The organism is Pseudomonas protegens CHA0, from assembly GCF_000397205.1.
GTDB classification, from domain to species: Bacteria; Pseudomonadota; Gammaproteobacteria; order Pseudomonadales; family Pseudomonadaceae; genus Aquipseudomonas; species Aquipseudomonas protegens.
Window position 1 is genome coordinate 565,961 of record NC_021237.1, and the last position, 21,902, is coordinate 587,862.

Sequence of the window (21,902 nt, forward strand, 5' to 3'; positions counted from 1 at the left end):
TCAGAGCTTGAATCGGGTTACCAGGTTGTTCAGGTCGACCGCCAGGCGTGACAGCTCGCTGCTGGCGGCCTGGGTCTGGTTGGCACCGGTGGTGGACTGTACCGACAGGTCGCGGATGTTCACCAGGTTGCGGTCCACTTCACGGGCAACCTGGGCCTGTTCTTCAGCGGCGCTGGCGATCACCAGGTTGCGTTCGTTGATTTCGCTGATGGCGCTGTTGATGGTGTCCAGGGACTGGCCGGCCCCCCGGGCGATGCTCAGGGTCGATTCGGCGCGTTCGGTGCTGTTGCGCATGGAGTCCACGGCGTGCTCGGTGCCGCTCTGGATGCTGCCGATCATGCGTTCGATTTCGCTGGTGGACTGCTGGGTGCGGTGGGCCAGGGCGCGGACTTCGTCGGCGACCACGGCAAAACCGCGACCGGCCTCACCGGCACGGGCAGCCTCGATGGCGGCATTGAGGGCCAGCAGGTTGGTCTGGTCGGCCAGGCCGCGAATCACGTCCAGCACCTTGCCGATGTCCCGGGACTCGTTGGCCAGGTCGCCGATCAGGCTGGCGGTGCCTTGCACGTCGGAGCTCATGCGCTCGATGGCCGACACGGTTTCGCGCACCAGGTCGCGGCCGTCGCCGGCGGAAGTGGTGGCGCTCTTCGAGGCTTCGGAGGTGCTCACCGCATTGCGCGCCACTTCTTCCACGGCGCTGGTCATTTCATTGACCGCGGTGGCGGCCTGTTCGATCTCGTTGTTCTGCTGGGTCAGGCCGCGGGCGCCTTCCTCGGTGACGCTGTTGAGCTCTTCGGCCGCCGACGCCAACTGATGGGCGGAGCCGGAAATACTCTGCAGGGTGTCGCGCAGCTTTTCCTGCATCGTGACCATGGCTTGCAGCAGGCGCCCGGCTTCGTCGCTGCCATCGACCGTGATGGGGCGGGTCAGGTTGCCTTCGGCGATCTCTTCGGCGGCCCTCAGGGCATTGGCGATGGGCTGGGTGATGCTGCGGATCAGGCGCCAGGCGAACAGCAGGGTCAGGGCGCTGGCCAGCACCAGCAGCCCTACCACCAGATTGAAGGCTCTGCGGTACTGAGCGGCAGCATCATCGTCGGCGACGGTGGCGTAATGGCTGTTGATCTCCACCAGTTGGTTGAGGACCGCGTTGATCTTTTCAGCGCTGTCCATCAGTTCGGTATTGAGCAGTTGTTGCATGGCCTCAAGCTGGTTGTTGTGCGACAGCTCGATCAGTTGGCTCTCCAACTGCCGGTGGTGGCTCAGCAGCGTGCCGTATTGCTCGTAGGCAAGGCGCTCCTCGGGGCTGCTGATGAGCTTCAGGTACTGGGCCCGGGCTTCTTCGATCTTCTGGTTGCGCTGGTCGATGGCATCCAGGGTCTGCTGCTGGGCCTGGGGTTCGCGGTTGAGCAGCAGTCGGTAGGCCTGGACCCGTTGGCGCAGGCTGAGCTGGGTGAATTCATCGACGCTCTTGATGCTCGGGATGGTGTCCTGGCTCATGCGCTCGGTGGCTGAGCGGATCTTGCCCATCTGATTCAGGGCGAACACCCCGAGAAACAGCATCAGGCAGCCGATCAGGGCAAATCCGAGGAAGGCCCTCGGGGCAATATTCAGGGAGCGCAGGGACATGGACATTACCTCGGGTGAGCGCTTTATTGCGCTGGCAGGATCAGGGACGTACCTGTCTATCGCGTTGAACAATGGCTTCTTGAACCGGCGGATGCAGTTTCAGAAATTTCTTATGCGTAACTGGGAAAGTTCATAAAAGTCCGAGACTCCGACGAGGCGTCAGGAACCGGAGCGCAGAATGACAGTCTCTAACAGCTCTCGCGGAAGGGTCATCGCCAGTAAAATCAAGGCTTTGCGCCTGGATAACCCTGGCATCCAGGGTGACTTTTCTTTATCGTACGCGCCCTTTGCAAAAAGCCCGGAAGATCAAAATGTTGGAAGCATCCCTCAGCCAATTGGAACAGCTGGTCAGCGACCTGGTGGTACAGAACCAGGAACTGCTCGGTACGAACGCAGCCCTCAAGGAACAACTGGACCAGGCCAAGGATGAAAACGAAAGCCTGCAACTGAGCCTGATGGAGCAGGAAGAAAAGCAAGGCGCCACCGCTGCCCGCATCCAGGCGCTGGTTGAGCGTGTCAGCGCGAGCCCGGCCAATCCATGAGACATCACATCGATGGAGTGAAGGTCGTTTCGATCCTGGGGGAGGATTACTCGATCAAGGCGCCGGCCGGGGAAGAACAGACCCTGATGGACGCTGCGCTGATGCTCAAGGCGGCCCTGGCCGACACCAAGAAGAAGTACCCGACGCTGATCGGCGAGCGCCTGCTGGTGCTGGCGGCGATGAACCTGTGCTCGCAGCAGATCGAGATGCAGAAGCGCCATGCCCAGGAACTGGAGCGCTATCAGGAGCAAGTGAGCGCCACCGTCGAGGTCATTGCCAAGACCATTCAACAGAACTGACGGAACTGCACACAGCCGCAGGGTTATAGGTTGGACAAACATAACTAATATTTGTATACAACCTTCCGCGGCTGGCGCGACATTTCAGCCTCTTATACCAATAAGAAAGAGGTGTTCCATGCAATTCTGGCGACGCAGTATTCAATGGCAACTGGTCCTCAGCATGGGCTCGGCCCTGCTGGTCAGCCTGCTGGTGGTGGTGGCGGTCTACACCGTGGTGATCAACCACCTGACCCAGAACTACCTGGTGGACAAGGCGCTGCCTTCGAGCATCGAAGCCATGCGCAACGATATCGAACGCATCCTCGCCCAGCCGCTGACGGTCGCCCGGGACATTGCCAGCAACGGCATGCTGCGCGATTGGCTGGCAGGCGGCGAGGATCCGGCCCAGGCCCAGGTGTTCGTCGACTACCTGGAAGGCATCCGCGCCGAAAATCAGGCCTTCACCACCTTGATGGTGGGCACCGCGACCAACCACTACTACAACGAGAAGGGGCTGGATCGCACCCTCAGCCGTTCCAATCCCAAGGACGCCTGGTTCTACAGCTTCATCGACAGCGACAAGCCGCGGCTGCTCAACATCGACACCGATGTGGCCACCGGCGAGTTGGCGATGTTCATCGACATGCGGGTCAAGAAGGACGGCAAGCTGGTGGGGGTGGCCGGGCTCGGGCTGAAGATGCAGGCGCTGTCGCAATTGATCCATGACTTCAGCTTCGGCGAGCACGGCAAGGTCTATCTGGTGCGCGCCGACGGCTTGATCCAGGTTCACCCCGAGGCGCAGTTCAGCGGCAAGCGGCACCTGTCCGAGCAGATCGGCGAGTCGGCCGCCCAGGCGGTCATGGGGCACGAGGGGTTGGCCAGCAGCCGGTTCGTGCGCGACGGCGAAGACTTTGTGGCCCTGAGCCTGCCACTGCGGGGCATGGGGTGGTCGCTGGTGGCCGAGGTGCCCGAAGCGCAGATCTACGCCGATGCCCGGCAAACCTTGTGGCTGACCACCGGCATCGGCCTGGCTATCGCCCTGGTCTGCCTGTTGCTGGTGATCTGGCTGGCTCGCGGCCTGGTGCGGCCTGTGCGCCAGGTGACCGCCGGGCTGGTAGCCATCGGCAGCGGTGGTGGCGACCTGACCCTGCGCCTGGATGCCAGCCGGGCCGACGAGCTGGGGGACCTGGCCCGGGGCTTCAATCGTTTTCTCGACAGCCAGCACGGCATGATCGGCGAAGTGCTGGCCACCACCGAGCGTCTGCGCTCATCCGTGGGGCAGGTGGCGGCGGTGGTGGAGAACACTGCCGAGCGCTCGGGGCGGCAGCAGGAAATGACCGACATGGTGGCCACGGCCGTGCACCAGATGGGGCTGACCGTCCAGGACATCGCGCGCAATGCCGGGCAGGCGGCCGATGCGTCCCAGGCGGCCCGGGATGAGGCCCAGCTGGCCCAGGGGGTGGTGGACGGCTCGATCCGGCACATCGAAAGCATGTCCGGGGAAATTGCCCTGGCCGCCAGCGCTGTCAGTGAACTGGCGCATCAGGTGGCCTCCATCGATCAGGTATTGGCGGTGATCCGCGGGGTCTCCGAGCAGACCAACCTGCTGGCCCTCAATGCGGCTATCGAGGCAGCCCGTGCCGGGGAAATGGGCCGAGGCTTTGCCGTGGTGGCGGACGAAGTGCGGACCCTGGCCCAGCGCACCCAGGCTTCCACCGACGAGATCCAGCAGATGATCCAGAGCCTCAAGCAGGGCGCGGAGAATGCCGTGGCCTCCATGCATGCCGGGCAGTCGGCCACGGGTACCGGGGTGCAGTCCAGCCAGCAGACCGGGGCTTCGCTGACAGCGATTACCGGGCAGGTTGAGCACATCAGCGACATGAACCAGCAAGTGGCCACCGCCACCGAGGAGCAGTCGGCGGTGACCGAAGAGATCAACCGCAATGTCCAGGGCATCTCCGATCTGGCCCGGGCCACCGCGGCCGAAGTCCAGGCCTGCCGTGAAGACTGCCGGACCCTGCAGCGCCTCTCCGAGGACCTGGCCCGACAGGTGGGCGGCTTCAAGCTGCACTGACCACCCGCCGCGGTGCGTCAGGCCGGGCGCCTTCGTCGGCAGCCCGCTCCTGGGTGGCCTCAGAACCAGGCGTCCTGCATGCTCAGGCAGGTATCGTCCCGCGCTTCCAGCAGTGCCAGCTCGTGCTGGCAGCCTGGCACTTCCCAGGTCAGGAAGTAGCGCGCGGCCTGCAACTTGCCCAGGTAGAAATCCCGATCCGCCGCCACTGCTCGCGCCAGGCCTTCCTCGGCCCGGATGGCCTGTTCCAGCCAGCGCCAGCCGATCACCGCATGGCCGAAGGCTTTCAGATACAGCGCCGAGTTGGCCAGGGTGGCGGTGACCTTGCCGCTGGCCAGATCACCCAGCAACCCCAGGGTCACGCTTTGCAGGCGCGTTACCAGTTGTTCCAGAGGCAGGCGCAGGGCGTCCAGTGATTGATGGGCGCGGGCCCGCTCGCCGGTCTCGGCAATCAGGCGTACCAGGCGCTTGAGCCCGGCGCCGCCGTTCTGCGCCAGCTTGCGCCCCAGCAGGTCCAGGGACTGGATGCCGTGGGTGCCTTCGTGAATCGGGTTCAGGCGGTTGTCGCGGTAGTACTGCTCCACCGGGTACTCCCGGGTATAGCCGTGGCCGCCGAGAATCTGGATCGCCAGTTCGTTGGCCTTCAGGCAGAACTCTGAAGGCCAGGACTTGACGATCGGGGTCAGCAGGTCCAGCAGTTCGTGGGCCTGCTGGCGCTCGGCCGCATCGGCCAGGGTGGTGGTGTCGTCGAACAGCCGCGCCGCGTACAGCCCCAGGTCGAAGGCGCCTTCGACGTAGGCCTTCTGGGTCAGCAACATGCGCCGCACATCGGCGTGCTGGATGATCGCCACCGGCGCGGTGCTCGGGTCCTTGCTGTCCGGCAGGCGACCTTGCGGGCGTTCGCGGGCGTATTCCAGGGAGTACAGGTAGCCGGCGTAGCCGAGCATCACCGCACCCATGCCGACGCCGATCCGTGCCTCGTTCATCATCTGGAACATGTAGCTCAGGCCGTGATGGGGCTTGCCCACCAGATACCCCACGCACTGGCCGTTATCGCCGAAGTTCAACGCGGTGGAGGTGGTGCCGCGCCAGCCCATCTTGTGGAACAGCCCGGCCAGCAGCACATCGTTGCGCGGCCCCAGGCTGCCGTCGTCGTTGACCAGGAACTTGGGCACGATAAACAGCGAAATGCCCTTCACCCCGGGCGGCGCGTCCGGCAGCTTGGCCAGGACCATGTGCACGATGTTTTCCGACAGCGGGTGGTCGCCGCCGGAAATGAAGATCTTGTTGCCCTTGAGCCGGTAGCTGCCGTCGTCGGCCGGTTCGGCACGGGTGCGGATATCCGATAGCGACGAGCCGGCATGGGGCTCGGTCAGGGCCATGGTGCCGAAGAAGCGACCGTCGATCATCGGCTGCAGGAAGCGTTGTTTCTGTTCTTCGGTGCCGAAGCTCTCGATCAGGTTGGCGGCGCCCATGGTCAGGAACGGGTAGGAGGTCGAGGCCGCGTTGGCCGCCTGGAAGTGGGCGAAGCAGGCCTGGGACAGCAGGGTTGGCAGTTGCATGCCGCCGGCCTCGAAACTGCGGGCGGCATTCAGGAAGCCGGCTTCGAGGAACGCATCCACCGCCGGTTTCACTTCGGGGATCAGCACCGCCTGGCCGTCTTCGTAGCGTGGCTCGTGCTCATCGCCCTTGCGGTTGTGCGGGGCGAAGAACTTCTCGGCGATGCTGCGTGCGGTGCCCAGGGCGGCGTCGAAGGTTTGCCGGTTGTGCTCGGCAAACCGCTCGCGCTGGGTCAGGCCCTCGGCGTCGAGTACCTCATACAGTTCGAAGGCCAGATTGCGGGAACTGAGCAGCGTCTCGGACATGGCGGCATACCTGTGGGATAGGGAATGGGCCGAGTCTAGGCGCGTGAATGAAGGTTGGATAGCAAGATTGATTTCGGTGATGCAAAGCCCAAAAAACCTCAATAGGCGTCGGCTTCTGCAGGAGCGGGCTCGCCCGCGAAGGCGTCATGGGAGGGTGATGCAGGGCTCAAGGGCCTCTTCGCCGGCAAGCCGGCTCCTACAGAGGACCGGCAAAAAAAATGGGCGCCGGTCAGGGCGCCCATCGATGCAGCAGAACCTTCGGCGATCAGCCGATGGTCATCAGGCTGGCGTTGCCGCCGGCGGCTGCGGTGTTGACGCTCAAGGCGCGCTCGATCACCAGGCGCTCCAGGGCAATCGCGGTCTCGCCCTGGGACAGGCCCTGGACGCCGACGATGGCACCGGCACGCTGGGCCACCTGCTGGCAGACGCTGCGCAGCTGGTCGGAATCACCGTGGTGCAGGACGGCGTCGAATACCACTTCGTCCTTGCTCCAGTCGGCCACGCGCTGGATGCGTGCCTGGACTTCCTTCGGCAAGCGGGCGAACAGCGCCTTGCTGATCTCGCTTTCCGGCCACACCGCCGAGCCACCGACGGCCAGCACGGCTGCCAGTTGGGTCAGCAGGTCACCCTCGACCTCCGCCAGGCACAGGACGTGTTCGCGGGGCAGGATGGCGTAGCTGTTGCGCTCGCCGGTAGGGCCGGTCAACTGCCGGGTGATGCCGCTCTGGGACTGGCCGGCGAACTGTTTGCACAGGATCGCCAGTTCCGCCAGCTTGCTGCTCTCGGCCCAGGCTTGCAGGGCGTTCAACGGCTTGCTGAGGACTTCGCGCAGGCGCAGGTCCGGGGCGTTCTCGGCGTCGCCACGGGCAAAGGACTGCTCGATGGCATCCACCGGGCGGGTCGACAGCAGGCGGTACAGGTACAGCGGGCCGCCGGCTTTCGGGCCGGTGCCCGACAGGCCTTCGCCGCCGAACGGTTGCACGCCGACCACGGCACCGACGATGTTGCGGTTGACGTAGACGTTACCGGCGTGGACGTTGTCCACCACCTTGGCGATGGTCTCGTCGATCCGGGTGTGCACGCCCAGGGTCAGGCCGTAGCCGGAAGCGTTGATCTGGGCGATCAGCTGGTCGATTTCCTTGCGCTTGTAGCGCACCACGTGCAGCACCGGACCGAAGATCTCGCGCTGCAGCTCGTCGAAGCTTTCCAGCTCGATCAGGGTCGGCATGACAAAGGTGCCGCGCTTGCATTCTTCGCCGTCGGCGATGGCCATCTGGTACACGTTGCGACCTTTGTCGCGCATGGCCTGGATGTGCTTCTCGATGCCGGCCTTGGCTTCGGCGTCGATCACCGGGCCGATGTCCACCGACAGGCGCTCAGGGTTGCCCAGGCGGTTTTCGGCCATGGCGCCCTTGAGCATTTCGATCACGCGGTCGGCGGAATCTTCCTGCAGGCACAGCACGCGCAGGGCCGAGCAACGCTGGCCGGCACTGTCGAAGGCCGAGGACACCACGTCGATGACCACCTGTTCGGTCAGGGCCGAGGAATCGACGATCATGGCGTTCTGGCCACCGGTTTCGGCGATCAGCGGGATCGGCCGGCCCTGGTTGTCCAGGCGCCCGGCGATGTTGCGTTGCAGCAGGCGCGCAACTTCAGTGGAGCCGGTGAACATCACGCCCTTGACGCGCTCGTCACCTACCAGGCGGGCACCGACGCTTTCGCCCTGGCCCGGCAGCAGTTGCAGCACGCCTTCGGGAATCCCGGCTTCGAGCAGCAGGCGCACGGCCTGGGCCGCCACCAGCGGGGTCTGTTCGGCCGGCTTGGCCAGTACCGGGTTACCGGCGGCGAGGGCTGCGGCGACCTGGCCACTGAAGATCGCCAGCGGGAAGTTCCATGGGCTGATGCACACCACCGGGCCCAGTGGGCGGTGGGCGTCGTTGCTGAAGTCGTTGCGGGCCTGCACCGCGTAGTAACGCAGGAAGTCCACGGCTTCACGCACTTCGGCGATGGCGTTGGCGAAGGTCTTGCCGGCTTCCCGGGCCAGCAGGCCCATTAGCGGCTGGATCTCGCCTTCCATCAGGTCGGCGGCGCGTTCCAGGATTGCAGCGCGTTCGGCCGGCGGCGTGGCCTGCCAGATCGGTGCGGCGTTGAGGGCGCACTGGATGGCGTTGTCGACGTCTTCCACCGTGGCTTCCTGGACATGGCCCACCACGTCGCGATGATCCGACGGGTTGAGTACCGGCGCCGGGGTTTCGCTGCTGGCGGCGCAACCGAGCATCGGTGCGGCTTTCCAGTTGTTGTGGGCGGTGGCCAGCAGTGCGCAGGACAGCGACGCCAGGCGGTGTTCGTTGGCCATGTCGATGCCGGCGGAGTTGGCCCGCTCGGCGCCATACAGGTCACGCGGCAATGGAATGCGCGGGTGCGGCAGGCCGAAGCCGCCTTCCAGGGTGGCCATCTGTTCGATCTGGGTCACCGGATCGGCCACCAGTTCCTGGATCGAGATCGACTGGTCGGCGATACGGTTGACGAACGAGGTGTTGGCGCCGTTTTCCAGCAGCCGGCGTACCAGGTAGGCCAGCAGGGTTTCGTGGGTGCCCACCGGTGCATAGACGCGGCATGGACGGTTCAGCTTGCCCTCGGCAACCTTGCCCACCACTTGCTCGTACAGCGGTTCGCCCATGCCGTGCAGGCACTGGAACTCGTACTGGCCGGGGTAATAGTTCTGACCGGCAATGTGGTAGATCGCCGACAGGGTGTGGGCGTTGTGGGTGGCGAACTGCGGGTAGATGACTTCCGGCACCGACAGCAGCTTGCGTGCGCAGGCGATGTAGGAAACGTCGGTGTACACCTTACGGGTGTAGACCGGATAGCCTTCCAGGCCTTCGACCTGGGCGCGCTTGATCTCGCTGTCCCAGTAGGCGCCTTTCACCAGGCGGATCATCAGGCGGTGACGGCTGCGACGGGCCAGATCGATGACATAGTCGATCACGTACGGGCAGCGCTTCTGGTAGGCCTGGATCACGAAGCCGATACCGTTCCAGCCGGTCAGTTGCGGCTCGAAGCACAGGCGCTCCAGCAGGTCCAGGGACAGCTCCAGGCGGTCGGCTTCCTCGGCGTCGATGTTCAGGCCGATGTCGTACTGCTTGGCCAGCAGGGTCAGGGACAGCAGGCGCGGGTACAGCTCTTCCATAACGCGCTCGTACTGGGCGCGGCTGTAGCGCGGGTGCAGGGCCGAGAGCTTGATGGAGATGCCCGGGCCTTCATAGATGCCGCGACCGTGGGAGGCCTTGCCGATGGAGTGGATGGCCTGCTCGTAGGACGCGAGGTACTTCTGTGCGTCGTGCTCGGTCAGTGCGGCTTCGCCGAGCATGTCGTAGGAATAGCGGAAGCCCTTGGCTTCGAACTTGCTGGCGTTGGCCAGGGCTTCGGCGATGGTTTCGCCGGTGACGAACTGTTCGCCCATCAAGCGCATGGCCATGTCCACGCCCTTGCGGATCATCGGCTCGCCGCTCTTGCCGATGATGCGGCTCAGGGAGGAGGTCAGGCCGGCCTCGTTGTGGGTCGACACCAGCTTGCCGGTAAGCAGCAGGCCCCAGGTGGCGGCGTTGACGAACAGCGATGGGCTGTTGCCCAGGTGCGGCTGCCAGTTGCCGGTGCTGATCTTGTCGCGGATCAGCGCGTCACGGGTGCCCTTGTCGGGGATGCGCAGCAGGGCTTCGGCCAGGCACATCAGTGCCACGCCTTCCTGGGACGACAGGGAGAACTCCTGCAGCAGGCCCTGGACGATACCGGCACGGCCGCCGGCGCTCTTCTGGTTGCGCAGCTTCTCGGCGATCGAGGCGGCCAGCTTGTTCGCGGCTTCGGCGGTGGCGGCCGGCAAGCGCGCCTGCTCCAGCAGCATCGGCACCACTTCCGGTTCCGGGCGGCGGTAGGCGGCGGTGATCGAGGCGCGCAGCACCGACTGCGGGAGAATGCTTTCGGCGAACTCCAGGAAGCATTGGTGAGCGTGATCGGTCTGTACCTCGCCGGCATCCTCGCCGTCTTTGGCGGTGGCACTGCTCAGCTCGGTCAGGGTTGCACCACCCTCGAGTTTTTCCAGGTAATTGAAAATCGCCTGCTTGATCAGCCAGTGCGGCGTACGATCGATCGAGGCCGCGGCGGCCTTGAGGCGCTCGCGGGTAGGGTCGTCGAGTTTGACCCCGAGGGTGGTGGTAGCCATATTTTTATCCTCATGTTTGCCACGCACGTGTGGCATCAGCTGGCGGCAAGATTATCCGCGCACTGCAATAGGTGCAACCGGGTGCAACCCATTTTTAGCTGGAAAAAGAAGCAGCTTGTCAGGAATAAAATTCCTGCACGGAGTGGCTTGCCTCCTACTGGTGCCTTTACTTCTGAAAACGCCATTTTTTGCTCCAAAAAGGAGCAAAAGCGTCGTCAACGACCAGTTTTTGGACAAGGTGCAACTGATTCGGCGCAAATTGGTTGCACCTTGTTCGTCTTGTTGCATAGGATTCGCGGCCAAGGTGCAACCGTCCTGCAGGACTGGTTCATCGGCTGATGGCTTTCCTGGGGAAACATCAGTCATAAATGCGCGGCCCGCCTGATCGTCTCCCAAGCGTCATCGTTTGGCGGCGGGTGGCAGTGGCCGCCGCACCATAAAAACAAAGCCAGGGCGTAACTCAATGAGTGCAAGCAATCCAACCTTGATCACCTTCGTGATCTACATCGCGGCAATGGTGCTGATCGGCTTCATGGCCTATCGCTCCACCAACAACCTTTCCGACTACATTCTTGGCGGCCGCAGCCTCGGCAGCGTGGTCACCGCGCTTTCCGCCGGTGCTTCCGACATGAGTGGCTGGCTGCTGATGGGCCTGCCGGGCGCCATCTACATGTCCGGTCTTTCGGAAAGCTGGATCGCCATCGGCCTGATCGTCGGTGCCTACCTCAACTGGCTGTTCGTGGCCGGCCGCCTGCGGGTGCAGACCGAACACAACGGTGACGCGCTGACCCTGCCGGACTACTTCTCCAGCCGCTTTGAAGACAAGAGCGGCCTGCTGCGGATCATCTCTGCGGTGGTGATCCTGGTGTTCTTCACCATCTACTGCGCCTCCGGCATCGTCGCCGGTGCCCGCCTGTTCGAAAGCACTTTCGGCATGCCCTACGAGACAGCGCTGTGGGCCGGTGCGGCGGCAACCATTGCCTACACCTTCGTAGGTGGTTTCCTGGCAGTGAGCTGGACCGATACCGTCCAGGCCACGCTGATGATCTTCGCTTTGATCCTGACGCCGATCATCGTGCTGCTGGCGACCGGTGGCGTGGACACCACCTTCCTGGCCATCGAAGCCAAGGACCCGACCAACTTCGACATGCTCAAGAACACCACCTTCATCGGCGTCATCTCGCTGATGGGCTGGGGCCTGGGCTACTTCGGCCAGCCGCATATCCTGGCGCGCTTCATGGCCGCCGATTCGGTGAAGTCGATTGCCAAGGCCCGTCGCATCTCCATGACCTGGATGATCCTGTGCCTGGGCGGCACCGTGGCGGTGGGCTTCTTCGGTATCGCCTATTTCTCGGCGCACCCTGAGGTGGCCGGCCCTGTGACCGAAAACCCTGAGCGGGTGTTCATCGAACTGGCCAAGCTGCTGTTCAACCCGTGGATCGCGGGTGTGCTGCTGTCGGCCATCCTGGCGGCAGTCATGAGTACCCTGAGCTGCCAGCTGCTGGTGTGCTCCAGTGCCCTGACCGAAGACTTCTACAAAGCCTTCCTGCGCAAGCACGCTTCCCAGCTGGAACTGGTGTGGGTCGGCCGCGCCATGGTGCTGGTGGTGGCGCTGATCGCCATTGCCATGGCCGCCAACCCGGAAAACCGCGTGCTGGGCCTGGTGAGCTATGCCTGGGCCGGGTTCGGCGCGGCCTTCGGCCCCGTGGTACTGATTTCGGTGATCTGGAAAGGCATGACCCGTGACGGCGCGCTGGCCGGCATCATCGTCGGTGCCGTCACCGTGATCCTGTGGAAGCATTTCGCTCTGCTGGGCCTGTACGAAATCATCCCGGGCTTCATCTTCGCCAGCCTGGCGATCCTGCTGGTGAGCAAGATGGGCACGCCGAGCGCCGGCATGGTCCAGCGCTTCGAAGCGGCCGAGAAGGATTTCAAGCTCAACCACTGAGTGCGCAAATCCTGCCCTGATTCCCCGGGGCGCTGAAGAACGGCCCGCTGCGTCACCGCAGCGGGCCGTTTTTTTTTGCGTCCCGTAGCCGCTGCCGCAGGCTGTTAACGAGGGGCGCTCGGAGGGACCGCAAGGCCCTGCGGGCCTTTGCGCAGCCTCGCCATGGCTCGGCTGCGGCTACAGGGTCAGTGCAGCTCGGTGTCGGGCTGGTTGAGGAATATCAGTACGCCCAGGATCGCCATGTAGAACTTGAACGCCGCGTCCTGGCCGTTCCAGGCCTTGGACTGCCACATCATGAACCACTCGCCGCCGACCACCATGAAGCCGAAGAACCAGACGCAGAAGCCCAGGCAGAAGCCGGCAATGGCCCAGCGCTTGGCGCGGTTGAAGTCGCTGGCGACACCGTGCCGGGCCAGCCACAGGCGCAGGGCGCCAAACACCAGCAGCGCGCCGGTCAGGGCTTCGCCGGCGATGATCAGCCAGTAACCGGCATTCCACAGCAGCGGCAAGGTCAGGGCGCGGTCGGTGGCGCTGTTGCCGGGGAAGACGCTGTCCATGCTCAGCACGTGCTGGACAAAGGCGAAGTTGGAACCGTAGTCGCTGATGTTGTTGTAGGCCACCAGCAGGGCGAAGGCCGCCACTGCCAGGGTCATGGTGATCTTGACGTAACGCACAATCATGTCGGGTTCCTTTGCGGGTGATCAAGGGTCCTGGGGGCTGGAGAGGGGAGAGGCGTGGGTGCCAACGCGCTAGGCAATGGCCCTGGCGCAGAACGCCAGGGCCGGGGATCAGGCTTGTTGCAGTGCCTGGTCCAGGTCTTCGAGCAGGTCTTCGATGGCCTCGATGCCCACCGAGAGACGGATCATCTCCGGCTTGACCCCGGCCTTGGCCTGCTCTTCTTCGTTCATCTGCCGGTGGGTGGTGGATGCCGGGTGGCAAGCCAGGGACTTGGCGTCGCCGATGTTCACCAGGCGCTTGAAGATCTGCAGCGCATCGTAGAAGCGCACGCCCGCGGCATAGCCGCCCTTGAGGCCGAAGGAGAGGATCGCCGACGGCTTGCCCTGCATGTATTTGCGCGCCAGTTCATGGTGCGGGTGGTCGGGCAGGCCGGCGTAGCTGACCCAGGCCACCAGCGGGTGGGCCTTGAGGAACTGCGCCACCTTGAGGGCGTTGTCGGTGTGGCGTTCCATGCGCAGGGCCAGGGTTTCCAGGCCTTGCAGCAACAGGAAGGCGTTCATCGGCGCCAATGCTGCGCCGGTGTTGCGCAGCGGCACGGTGCGGGCCCGGGCGATAAAGGCGGCGGGGCCGAACTTCTCGGTGTAGACCACGCCGTGGTAGGCCGGCTCCGGGGTGTTGAGGCTGGCGAACTTCTGCGGGTGGTCGGCCCAGGGGAAGTTGCCGCTGTCGACGATCACCCCGCCCAGGGAGTTGCCGTGGCCGCCGACGTACTTGGTCACCGAGTGCACCACGATGTCGGCGCCGAACTGGATCGGCTTGCACAGGATCGGCGTGGCCACGGTGTTGTCCACCATCAGTGGCACGTTACGGGCGTGGGCGGCCTGGGCCAGGCCCTCGATATCGACGATGTTGCCCGCGGGGTTGCCGATGCTCTCGCAGTACACCAGCTTGGTCTTGTCGTCGATCAGCTCGGCAATGGCCTCGGCCGAGTCGTCCCGGGCGAAACGCACTTCGACCCCGAAGCTGGGCAGCAGGTGGGCGAACAGGGTGTAGGTGCCGCCGTACAGCTGGGGCGTGGAGACGATATTGTCCCCGGCCTGGGTCAGGGTCTGGATCGCGTAGTGGATGGCGGCACTGCCGGCGGCCACCGCCAGCCCGGCGATCCCGCCTTCCAGGGCGGCCATGCGCTGTTCCAGCACATCATTGGTGGGGTTCATGATGCGGGTGTAGATGTTGCCGGGCACATCGAGGTTGAACAGGTCAGCGCCGTGCTGGGCGTTGTCGAACTCGAAGGCGACGTTCTGGTAGATGGGCACGGCCACGGCCTTGGTGGTCGGGTCCGACTTGAATCCATGGTGCAGCGCAATCGTTGCGTCTTTCATAAATCCTCGACTAAGGGCTTGTCACCAAGCGGTAACAGACCCTGGCTAATCCATTAATGAGCACAGCCAGGCAGGTCGTGTGCCCGCGCAGCAGTCAGTGGTCCCGTGTGTCTGAGTCGCCAGCAACCGCTTGATGTGCCCGCCGCTTGGCCGCGAGCGGGCGCGTCAGTGTCCAATAGGCGCGGCGGATGGGCAAGGGTCCCGAGGTGCGGCAGGAAAGGGCCGGCCCTCCATGGCCGGCGGGCTGTTTCAGTGCGGCTGGGACCAGCCCTGGGAGCGCTTGACCGCGGCGCTGAAGGTGCAGCGCCAGGCGTCTGCCGTGGCCCGGTCGATACGCGGCCGGTAGTCGGTGCGGGTGTTGTCCAGCTCTGGCAACTCCAGCCCCAGGCCGCGGGCGGCGAGGGCGGCGCAGCCCAGGGCGGTGAGTTCGTCGAAGCGCTGGGTGACGATGGTGCGTTGCAGGATATCGGCCAGGAACTGGGCGAAATACGGGCTGCGGGCCAGGCCGCCGTCAATCGACAACTGGTCGGTGACGTTGAGGTGATCGTCCATCGCCGTGATCACTTCGGCGCTGCGCAGGGCCACGCCTTCCAGTACCGCCTGGCACAGGTCCTGGCGAGTGGTGGCGGCGTTCATGCCGATCCATACCGCCCCGGCACTGCGGTCCCAGTGCGGGCAGGCAAGCCCGGACAAGGCCGGGACAAACGCCAGCTCGCGGGAAATCGCCGGTGGCTGATCGAAGGCTGCCAGTTCCGAGAAATCGCTGAACAGGCCCAGGCGCCCGGCCCATTCCACTGCGGCGCTGGCGTCGTACACGCCACCGTCCATGGCATACACCGGTTTGCCGTCGGCCTGCCAGGCGACGGTGGCCAGCAGGCCTTTCTCCGGGGCGCGAATGATCTGTTCGCCTGTGACTGTCAGGGCGAAGGCGCCGGTGCCGAAGGTGATCTTGGCGTCCCCCGGCTCCCGGCAGCCATGACCGTACAGCGAGGCTTGCTGGTCGACCACCGAGGCGCTGATGGGGGTCTGGCCGATGCGTCCGAAGTCGCCGACCGTGGCGCGGATTTCCGGCAGGGCCTGCATGGGCACGCCGAACAGCTGGCACAACTGCGGGTCCCACTGGCCGGTGGCGAGATTCATCAGCGAGGTGCGCGAGGCGGTGGTGATGTCAGTGGCGTAGACCCCGGTCAGGCGATCGAGAAAGTAGGCATCGGTGGTGCCCAGGCGCAGGCGGCCGGCACTCAGGGCGGCCTGTGCCGCCGGCAGGTTGTCGACGATCCAGGCCAGCTTGCTGGCGGAGAAGTAGGCATCCAGGGGCAGCCCGGCCCGCTCCAGGGTCAGGGCTTCGGCGCCGCTGGCGCGCAGTTCTTCGATGCGCGCGGCGCTGCGGTTGTCCTGCCAGACGATCACCGGCGACAGCGGCGCGCCACTGACGGCGTCCCAGGCCAGGCAACTTTCACCCTGGTTGGCCAGGCCGATGGCGTCGACCCGGCCGGTGGCTTCCAGGCAGCGTTGCAGGTTGGCCAGCAGCTCCAGCGGGTCGTGTTCGACCCAGCCCGGGCGCGGGTGATGCTGCTGGTGGCGCAGCGCCAGTTGGATATCGGCACGGCCTTGCATGTCCACGACCAGTACGCGGGTGCTGGTGGTGCCCTGGTCAAGTGCGGCTATTCGCATGGTCATTTCTCTTGTTGTGGGACGGCCTGGTCGATGCAGATGTCCAGTTGGTCGAAATGTTCCGGCAGGTGCAGGTCCTTGATGGGGATCAGCAGGCGCCGTTCCGGCAGTACCGAGACCGGTCGGCTCCAGAGCTCCAGGCCCTGGGCGCGGACCCGCAGGGTGCCACTGACCGCCTGGCTGACCCGCAACTGGATGTGCGCCAGGCCCGCCAGTTCGCCGCGCACCAGGCGGCCCGGCACGCCGAGCTTGATCGGGGCGGCGTACTTCAGGGTCAGGGCGTCATTGGCATCGGGTAGCTGGCCGCTCAGGGCCAGGGCCATCAGGCTGCCGATGCGCCGCCCTTCGCGGTAGGACCAGCCGGCCGTCTCGATCGGCCGCAGCAGGTTGCCGGCGGCAAAGTAGGCCGGGTCCGAACAGCGGCCGTACTGGTCGATCTTCGGCCCCCCGCTGCCATTGTCCAGTTGCAGGTGGCTCAGGCGCACCAGGCTCGACTCCGGGGTGAACTGGCCGGTGAGCAGCACGCCGTCGCAGGAAATGTCGCGAACCTGGCCATCGGCCAGGCGCACCCGGGCCGACTCCACCCGGCCACACCCATTGATCGCCAGCAGCTCGGCGCCAAAGTGCATGGGGATGCCCAGCAACCTTGGGAACACCGACAGCGGCCAGCGGGTGGTGGCTCGTTTATTGGCTTCCAGCACCGCCACCGGACGGATACCGGCGCGTCGGCAACTGAGTACGGCAGACAGGCTGACCAGTTCGGTGCCGATGATCAGGGGCCGCTCGAAAGGCTTGAGGTGCTGCACATAGAGGAAGTTCTGCAAGGCCCCGGTGTTGATCACCCCCACCGGGCGGTCGCCGGACAGCAGGCGTGCCGAGCGCGGGGTTTCCCGGGCGCCGGTGGCGATCAGCACCTTCTGTGCCTGGATCTGCCGTGGCCCGTCTGGAGTGGCCAGGCGCAACAGGCCGCCGGGTTCCAGGCTGACCACCGTGTGTCGCAGCAGCAGGATCACGCCGGCTTTCAGCGCGGCTTCGACATTGCGCCGGGCATAGGCCGGGCCGCTGAGAAGGCGCTGGTACTCGCGCATGCCGAAGGGCGGGTGGGCACAGTGCCGGGGAATGCCGCCGGCTTCGCTTTCACGTTCGATGACAATCACCGGGCCGATACCCTGGCGCCGCAGTTCGATGGCCGCGGCCAGGCCCGCCGGGCCGCTGCCGATAATGGCCGCTTCGGCCTGAAGAAGTTCAGTGCTGTTCATGGCAACGACCTGTGGCAAGAGGGACGGCCAGTTGGCTGGCGCTGAGTTCGGCGACCTGGGCCGAGCAATAGAAACCCTGGCAGCGGCCCATGCAGGCGCGGGTGCGGCGCTTGAGCCCGCCCAGGTCGCCAGGTGGCAGGGGGCTGTGCAGGGCGCTTTCTATTTCGCGCCGGGTCACCAGTTCGCAATGGCAGACGATTTCGCCATAGCCGGGGCGCTGCCAGTCGCGGGGCAAGTGCTCCGCCAGATTGGGCATCTGTGGCCAGACCGGTTCGCGCACCGGCTGGTGCTGGCGGCGCTGGCTGTACAGGCCGTAGACATGCCGGGCAATACCCAGGGCGGCGGTGAGCCCGGTGGAGCGGATGCCGCCGACGGTGATCCAGTGCCGGGCGTGGTCGGCCTGGATCCGGTACTCCTTCTTTTCGCTGGCGGGGCGCAGCCCGGCGTAGGTGGCGGTGACCGGCATCCCGGCGAGGGCGGGAATCCGCTCCACGGCGGCATCGATCAGGCTTTGCAGGGTCGGGCCGTCGAGCCCCGCATGCACGCGGTCCTCCTGCTCTTCGGCGGTGGGGCCCACCAGCAGGTTGCCGTACACCGTGCGGGTCAGGACTATGCCCTTGGTGCGCTCGTTGGGTACCGGCAGGACGATGCGCTCCAGCAGTGTGGCCGCGGCCTTGTCGAAGACCACGAACTGGCCCTTGCGCGGCATGATGCGAAATTCGCTGTGGCCCAGCAGGTTGTGTTCCAGGGTGTCGCCGAACAGCCCGGCGCAGTTGATCACCTGGGCGCTGCGCAGGGTGCCCCGGTTGGTGTGCAGGGTCCAGGCGTCGCCATCGAACTGGCCTTGCTGCACCTCGCATTGCAACTGTACGCGGGCGCCATGGGCCATGGCCTGCTGCAGGTAACCCAGGGGGGCGGACCAGGGGTCGATCAGGTGCTCGTCGGGGACCAGTACCGCGCCCACGGCGTGATTGGCCAGGTGCGGCTCCAGGGCGAGGATCTCGCTGCGTTCCAGCAGGCGTACGTTGTCTACCCCATTGGCCTGGGCCTGGGCGAGGATCCCCGGCAGCCTGGCCTGGTCCTCGGCGTTCCAGGCCACTACCAGCGCGCCACTCTTGAGCAGTGGCAGGTTCATGGCCGAGTGGATTTCCAGGTATTCCTGGTAGCCGGCCTGCATGCACTGCAGTTCCAGGCTGCCACTGGGGGCGTCGAAGCCGGTGTGCAGGATGGCGCTGTTGGCCTTGCTGGCGCCGGAGAGAATGTCGCTGCCCTTTTCCAGCAGCACCACCCGTGCGCCTTCGAGGGCGAAGCGCCGGGCCATGGCGCAACCGACGACCCCGCCACCGACGATGGCCACATCGAAAGTCACATTGTTCGGATAAAGTTCGGTCATATAAATGCCTGTTTCCTGCGGTAACACCCAAGGATCTGTGCAGGAATCAAAGCATAATGCGGGCCATGATTGTTGTTTTTATTTTCTATTCGGTCATATATCGGTCATTTGGTTGTGGTTTTTGGTGGTGGCCATCACCTGTGGCAACGGCCCTGGTTCAGGGCTGTGGCACCAGATGCACCTCCACGCCCGCTTTCTCCAGGGCCGCCAGCAGCTCCGGGCCGGGCTGGCGGTCGATCACCAGGCGGTCTATGCGCTCCAGCGGGAACACCTTGAACAGGCCGCGGCGTTCCAGCTTCGAGGAATCGGCGATCACCGTCAGCTGGCGGGCCTGGGCAATCATCGCGCGGGCCACTTCGGCTTCTTCGATGGAGAAGTCCATGGCGCCGTCTTCATTCAGCGCGCCAATGGTGATCACCGCGTGCTCGGCGTTGAAACGGGTGATCTGTTCCAGGGCCAGGGTGCCGACGTTCTGTGTCGAGTCGGGGCGATATTCACCACCGATCATGAACACCCGATTGCCCGACTCGCCAATGCAGCCGGCAATCGGCAGGGAGTTGGTGATCACCGTCAGGCGGGTGTGCTGCGCCAGTTCCCGAGCGAAGAACAGGGTGGTGGTGCCGGTATCGATGAAGATGCTGTCGCCCGCGCAGAACAGGCCGGCGGCGTAGCGGCCGATGGCGCGCTTCTCCTGGGCGTGTTCGTTCATGCGGGTCTGGAAGGTGTTTTCGTGCTCGCCGGTAGGGGGCAGGGCCGCGCCACCGTGGAACTTGGTGACCAGGCCGCTTTCCGCCAGGTCGCTGAGGTCGCGGCGGATGGTTTCCTGGGACGTGGCAGTGATGCGCGCCAGCTCTTCCACAGAAATCCGCTCCCGTTGCCGCAGGAGTTCGAGAATGTGCTGTCGTCGTTCGTTGGGGCGCATGGTGTTTTCCGTTTAGTGGTACTTCGCCACACAAATGGGCATTTTTTGTTACTTACGCACACTCCTGGTTCAGGAATGTGCTGATTCGGTCAAATTCGATGGAAAAGTTAAGCATTTACTTGCACGTTTCACAATGGCCCGCAGTCATGGGGTTGGCTCCGGACTCACGGCAGGTCGGGCCAATGTTGCGAAGGTGCATTGACCGAAATATGGTTGTTTTAAAGTAAAAACCACAACTAATACACATTGTGGCACGGGATGTGCCCTGTGTTTCATCACCTGGTTCATCGTTCTCCTTGGCGATGAGTGACCAGAGCTGGCCTCGACAAGAACTTCCCCGGCGGGGGAAACCTATAAATGACGCTCAGAGAGATGAACCCACATGGCTGAATTTGGAAACTACGTCATTTACCTGATCATGCTCGGCGCCGTGATCGGCGCCCTGTCATCCATCATCAAGCCCGAGAGCGGGCTGGGTAAGGAGTTCGTCAACGGTATCCACTCCATCGGCCCGGTGTTCCTGGCCCAGGCCGGGATCATGGTGGCGATTCCCTACCTGTCCCAGGGCATTTCCCACGCCCTGGGGCCGTTCTTCAACGCCCTGGGTTCGGATGTCTCCATCGCGGCGCTGTCGATCATTGCCGTGGACATGGGCGGCTACCAGCTGGCCAACGCCCTGACCGCCAACCGTGACCTGTGGATTACCGCAATGCTGGTGGGCTACACCTCCGGGGCGACCATCGTCTACCTGATCCCGGTGGGCCTGACCATGCTCGAGCGCAAGGACCACAAGTACCTGGCCCTGGGTGCCATGGCCGGGCTGATCAGCATTCCGTTCGCGGTGCTGATGTCGCTGCTGATCATCACCGCTACCCACTTGCCGGTGCGGGACATCGTTTCCACCAACTCCGAGGCGTTGTACTACCTGTCCCTGGGCTTCGTCGACATGCTCAAGCTGCTGGCGCCGCTGTTCGTGTTCTGCTTCCTGCTGGCGGCGGGGCTGCGCTACCGGCCGCAGATGATGGTCAGGGGCTTCCTGGTGTTCGGCAAGATCATGGACGCGGCGATCAAGCTGATCCTGGCCCTGAGCATCGTCGAGCACTTCACCAAGTTCTTCAGCATCAACTTCGGCGGCTGGGGCTTCGACCCGATGTTCGCCGACGAAAAGGAGCTGTTCCGGGCGATCGAGATCGCCGGCTACATCGGCATCATGCTCGCCGGTACCTTCCCCATCTGCTACCTGTTCCAGCGCTACTGCAAGAAGCCCATGGAGCTGCTGGGACGCCATCTGAACCTGTCCAGCACCGGTGCCGCGGGGTTCATCATGGTGTTTGCCAACATCATCGCCACCTTCCACCTGTTCAAGCACATGACCGCCCGCGACAAGGTGCTGTGCGTGGCCCTGGGGGTCTGCGCCCAGGCACTGATCGGCGACCACCTGGCCTTCACTGCGAACTTCCAGCCAAGCCTGATCCTGCCGATTCTGCTCGGCAAACTGTTTGGCGGCCTGCTGGCGGTGGCGATCGCCATCCGCATCTCGGTGCCGGCCGCCCAGCGCTATGAGCTGCAAGAGCAGGAACAGGCGGCAGCCTTTGCCCTGCAACCTGCGCGGGCCTGACGGCCCGCATCACCTATCCCTGAAATCGAGGTAACGATGCGCAAGATTTTCCTGGCCTGCCCCTACAGCCATTCCGAGCCGGCCGTCATCAACGAGCGTTTTCTCCAATGCAACCAGGTCGCGGCGCAGATACTGGAAGCCGGTCATGCGGTGTTCAGCCAGGTGAGCATGTCCCACCCGATCAACCTGTGCCTGGCGGGCAAGGACAATGCCGCCATCGGCAAGCTCTGGGCGCCGGTGGATGCGCTGTACATGGCGATGATGGAGGAGCTGATCGTGCTCGACCTGCCGGGCTGGAAGGACAGTGGCGGGATCAAGCGCGAGATCGAGGTGTTCGAAACGTCCGGACGGCGGGTCAGCCTGTGGTCGCAAGTCAGCCACGAGTTTGTCTGAAACCCTGGCCGTGCCCGTCGTCGCCTGCGCC

At 64.6% G+C, this 21,902-nt stretch carries 16 protein-coding genes and 2 pseudogenes; 8 read left to right on the top strand and 10 right to left on the bottom strand.

Annotation, left to right across the window (positions count from 1 at the left end; translation table 11 throughout):
- A complete protein-coding gene (locus PFLCHA0_RS32210) occupies positions 1–873 on the bottom strand; it encodes a methyl-accepting chemotaxis protein (RefSeq protein WP_370505887.1) in 873 nt (290 codons plus the stop codon).
- Positions 856–1,632: pseudogene (locus tag PFLCHA0_RS32215) on the bottom strand (MCP four helix bundle domain-containing protein); the annotation flags it as partial. The gene PFLCHA0_RS32210 and the pseudogene PFLCHA0_RS32215, both read right to left, overlap by 18 nt.
- 305 nt (positions 1,633–1,937) lie before the next feature.
- Here PFLCHA0_RS32215 and PFLCHA0_RS02490 point away from each other — a divergent pair.
- The 4 genes and pseudogenes from PFLCHA0_RS02490 (at position 1,938) to PFLCHA0_RS32225 (ending at position 4,523) form a co-directional block, all read left to right on the top strand.
- Positions 1,938–2,168 (top strand): hypothetical protein, encoded by a 231-nt coding sequence (locus PFLCHA0_RS02490; RefSeq protein WP_015633896.1) that lies wholly within the window; start codon positions 1,938–1,940, stop codon positions 2,166–2,168.
- Positions 2,165–2,467: a cell division protein ZapA gene (locus tag PFLCHA0_RS02495; RefSeq protein WP_011058865.1), complete on the top strand. Its 303-nt coding sequence runs from the start codon at positions 2,165–2,167 to the stop codon at positions 2,465–2,467. Before PFLCHA0_RS02490 ends, PFLCHA0_RS02495 begins: the two co-directional genes overlap by 4 nt.
- A 163-nt stretch (positions 2,468–2,630) precedes the next feature.
- Positions 2,631–3,656, top strand: a pseudogene (locus tag PFLCHA0_RS32220) (cache domain-containing protein); the annotation flags it as partial.
- Between the two features lie 135 nt (positions 3,657–3,791).
- Positions 3,792–4,523, top strand: a complete 732-nt coding sequence (locus tag PFLCHA0_RS32225; RefSeq protein ID WP_370059465.1) for a methyl-accepting chemotaxis protein — start codon at positions 3,792–3,794, stop codon at positions 4,521–4,523.
- A 59-nt stretch (positions 4,524–4,582) separates the two neighbouring features.
- Here PFLCHA0_RS32225 and PFLCHA0_RS02505 read toward each other — a convergent pair whose 3' ends face one another.
- Together PFLCHA0_RS02505 and putA are read right to left on the bottom strand one after the other, a co-directional pair.
- Positions 4,583–6,385: an acyl-CoA dehydrogenase gene (locus PFLCHA0_RS02505; RefSeq protein ID WP_015633898.1), complete on the bottom strand. Its 1,803-nt coding sequence runs from the start codon at positions 6,383–6,385 to the stop codon at positions 4,583–4,585.
- A gap of 265 nt (positions 6,386–6,650) precedes the next feature.
- Positions 6,651–10,604 (bottom strand): trifunctional transcriptional regulator/proline dehydrogenase/L-glutamate gamma-semialdehyde dehydrogenase, encoded by a 3,954-nt coding sequence (putA, locus tag PFLCHA0_RS02510; RefSeq protein WP_015633899.1) that lies wholly within the window; start codon positions 10,602–10,604, stop codon positions 6,651–6,653.
- Between the two features lie 81 nt (positions 10,605–10,685).
- Between putA and PFLCHA0_RS31610 the strand changes: the two genes are divergently transcribed.
- A complete protein-coding gene (locus PFLCHA0_RS31610; RefSeq protein WP_134532534.1) occupies positions 10,686–10,943 on the top strand; it encodes a hypothetical protein in 258 nt (85 codons plus the stop codon).
- Between the two features lie 124 nt (positions 10,944–11,067).
- Positions 11,068–12,552, top strand: a complete 1,485-nt coding sequence (gene putP, locus PFLCHA0_RS02515; RefSeq protein ID WP_011058869.1) for a sodium/proline symporter PutP — start codon at positions 11,068–11,070, stop codon at positions 12,550–12,552.
- A 185-nt stretch (positions 12,553–12,737) separates the two neighbouring features.
- On the opposite strand, the gene PFLCHA0_RS02520 is transcribed toward putP, so the two are convergent.
- From PFLCHA0_RS02520 to PFLCHA0_RS02545, 6 genes are all read right to left on the bottom strand, one after another.
- Positions 12,738–13,232, bottom strand: coding sequence for a DUF2165 family protein (locus PFLCHA0_RS02520; protein WP_011058870.1), 495 nt, complete (start codon positions 13,230–13,232; stop codon positions 12,738–12,740).
- Positions 13,233–13,340: 108 nt separating this feature from the next.
- A complete protein-coding gene (locus PFLCHA0_RS02525) occupies positions 13,341–14,612 on the bottom strand; it encodes an O-acetylhomoserine aminocarboxypropyltransferase/cysteine synthase family protein (protein ID WP_015633901.1) in 1,272 nt (423 codons plus the stop codon).
- Between the two features lie 249 nt (positions 14,613–14,861).
- Complete coding sequence (locus PFLCHA0_RS02530; protein WP_011058872.1) at positions 14,862–16,286, bottom strand: glycerol kinase; 1,425 nt, start codon at positions 16,284–16,286, stop codon at positions 14,862–14,864.
- Between the two features lie 2 nt (positions 16,287–16,288).
- Positions 16,289–17,545, bottom strand: coding sequence for an NAD(P)/FAD-dependent oxidoreductase (locus PFLCHA0_RS02535; protein ID WP_015633903.1), 1,257 nt, complete (start codon positions 17,543–17,545; stop codon positions 16,289–16,291).
- Positions 17,532–18,938 (bottom strand): NAD(P)/FAD-dependent oxidoreductase, encoded by a 1,407-nt coding sequence (locus PFLCHA0_RS02540; RefSeq protein WP_015633904.1) that lies wholly within the window; start codon positions 18,936–18,938, stop codon positions 17,532–17,534. Before PFLCHA0_RS02540 ends, PFLCHA0_RS02535 begins: the two co-directional genes overlap by 14 nt.
- 157 nt (positions 18,939–19,095) lie before the next feature.
- Entirely contained in the window at positions 19,096–19,860 is a 765-nt protein-coding gene (locus PFLCHA0_RS02545; protein WP_011058875.1) for a DeoR/GlpR family DNA-binding transcription regulator, read from the bottom strand.
- A 382-nt stretch (positions 19,861–20,242) separates the two neighbouring features.
- On the opposite strand from PFLCHA0_RS02545, the gene eutH reads away from it, so the two are divergent.
- Positions 20,243–21,478 carry an ethanolamine utilization protein EutH gene (gene eutH, locus PFLCHA0_RS02550; RefSeq protein ID WP_011058876.1) on the top strand — a complete coding sequence of 412 codons (1,236 nt, stop codon included), beginning with the start codon at positions 20,243–20,245 and terminating at the stop codon, positions 21,476–21,478.
- Positions 21,479–21,514: 36 nt separating this feature from the next.
- Positions 21,515–21,871 carry a DUF1937 family protein gene (locus PFLCHA0_RS02555; protein ID WP_011058877.1) on the top strand — a complete coding sequence of 119 codons (357 nt, stop codon included), beginning with the start codon at positions 21,515–21,517 and terminating at the stop codon, positions 21,869–21,871.
- Positions 21,872–21,902 lie beyond the last annotated feature (31 nt).

Bases quoted from the DNA above. Each gene is read 5' to 3' on its own strand.
- PFLCHA0_RS02505 (WP_015633898.1), bottom strand. From the start codon at position 6,385: ATGTCCGAGACGCTGCTCAGTTCCCGCAATCTGGCCTTCGAACTGTAT.
- PFLCHA0_RS32210 (WP_370505887.1), bottom strand. From the start codon at position 873: ATGGTCACGATGCAGGAAAAGCTGCGCGACACCCTGCAGAGTATTTCC.
- PFLCHA0_RS02520 (WP_011058870.1), bottom strand. From the start codon at position 13,232: ATGATTGTGCGTTACGTCAAGATCACCATGACCCTGGCAGTGGCGGCC.
- putA (WP_015633899.1), bottom strand. From the start codon at position 10,604: ATGGCTACCACCACCCTCGGGGTCAAACTCGACGACCCTACCCGCGAG.
- PFLCHA0_RS02495 (WP_011058865.1), top strand. From the start codon at position 2,165: ATGAGACATCACATCGATGGAGTGAAGGTCGTTTCGATCCTGGGGGAG.
- PFLCHA0_RS32225 (WP_370059465.1), top strand. From the start codon at position 3,792: ATGGTGGCCACGGCCGTGCACCAGATGGGGCTGACCGTCCAGGACATC.
- eutH (WP_011058876.1), top strand. From the start codon at position 20,243: ATGGCTGAATTTGGAAACTACGTCATTTACCTGATCATGCTCGGCGCC.
- PFLCHA0_RS02490 (WP_015633896.1), top strand. From the start codon at position 1,938: ATGTTGGAAGCATCCCTCAGCCAATTGGAACAGCTGGTCAGCGACCTG.
- PFLCHA0_RS02555 (WP_011058877.1), top strand. From the start codon at position 21,515: ATGCGCAAGATTTTCCTGGCCTGCCCCTACAGCCATTCCGAGCCGGCC.
- putP (WP_011058869.1), top strand. From the start codon at position 11,068: ATGAGTGCAAGCAATCCAACCTTGATCACCTTCGTGATCTACATCGCG.
- PFLCHA0_RS02530 (WP_011058872.1), bottom strand. From the start codon at position 16,286: ATGCGAATAGCCGCACTTGACCAGGGCACCACCAGCACCCGCGTACTG.
- PFLCHA0_RS02540 (WP_015633904.1), bottom strand. From the start codon at position 18,938: ATGACCGAACTTTATCCGAACAATGTGACTTTCGATGTGGCCATCGTC.
- PFLCHA0_RS02545 (WP_011058875.1), bottom strand. From the start codon at position 19,860: ATGCGCCCCAACGAACGACGACAGCACATTCTCGAACTCCTGCGGCAA.
- PFLCHA0_RS02535 (WP_015633903.1), bottom strand. From the start codon at position 17,545: ATGAACAGCACTGAACTTCTTCAGGCCGAAGCGGCCATTATCGGCAGC.
- PFLCHA0_RS02525 (WP_015633901.1), bottom strand. From the start codon at position 14,612: ATGAAAGACGCAACGATTGCGCTGCACCATGGATTCAAGTCGGACCCG.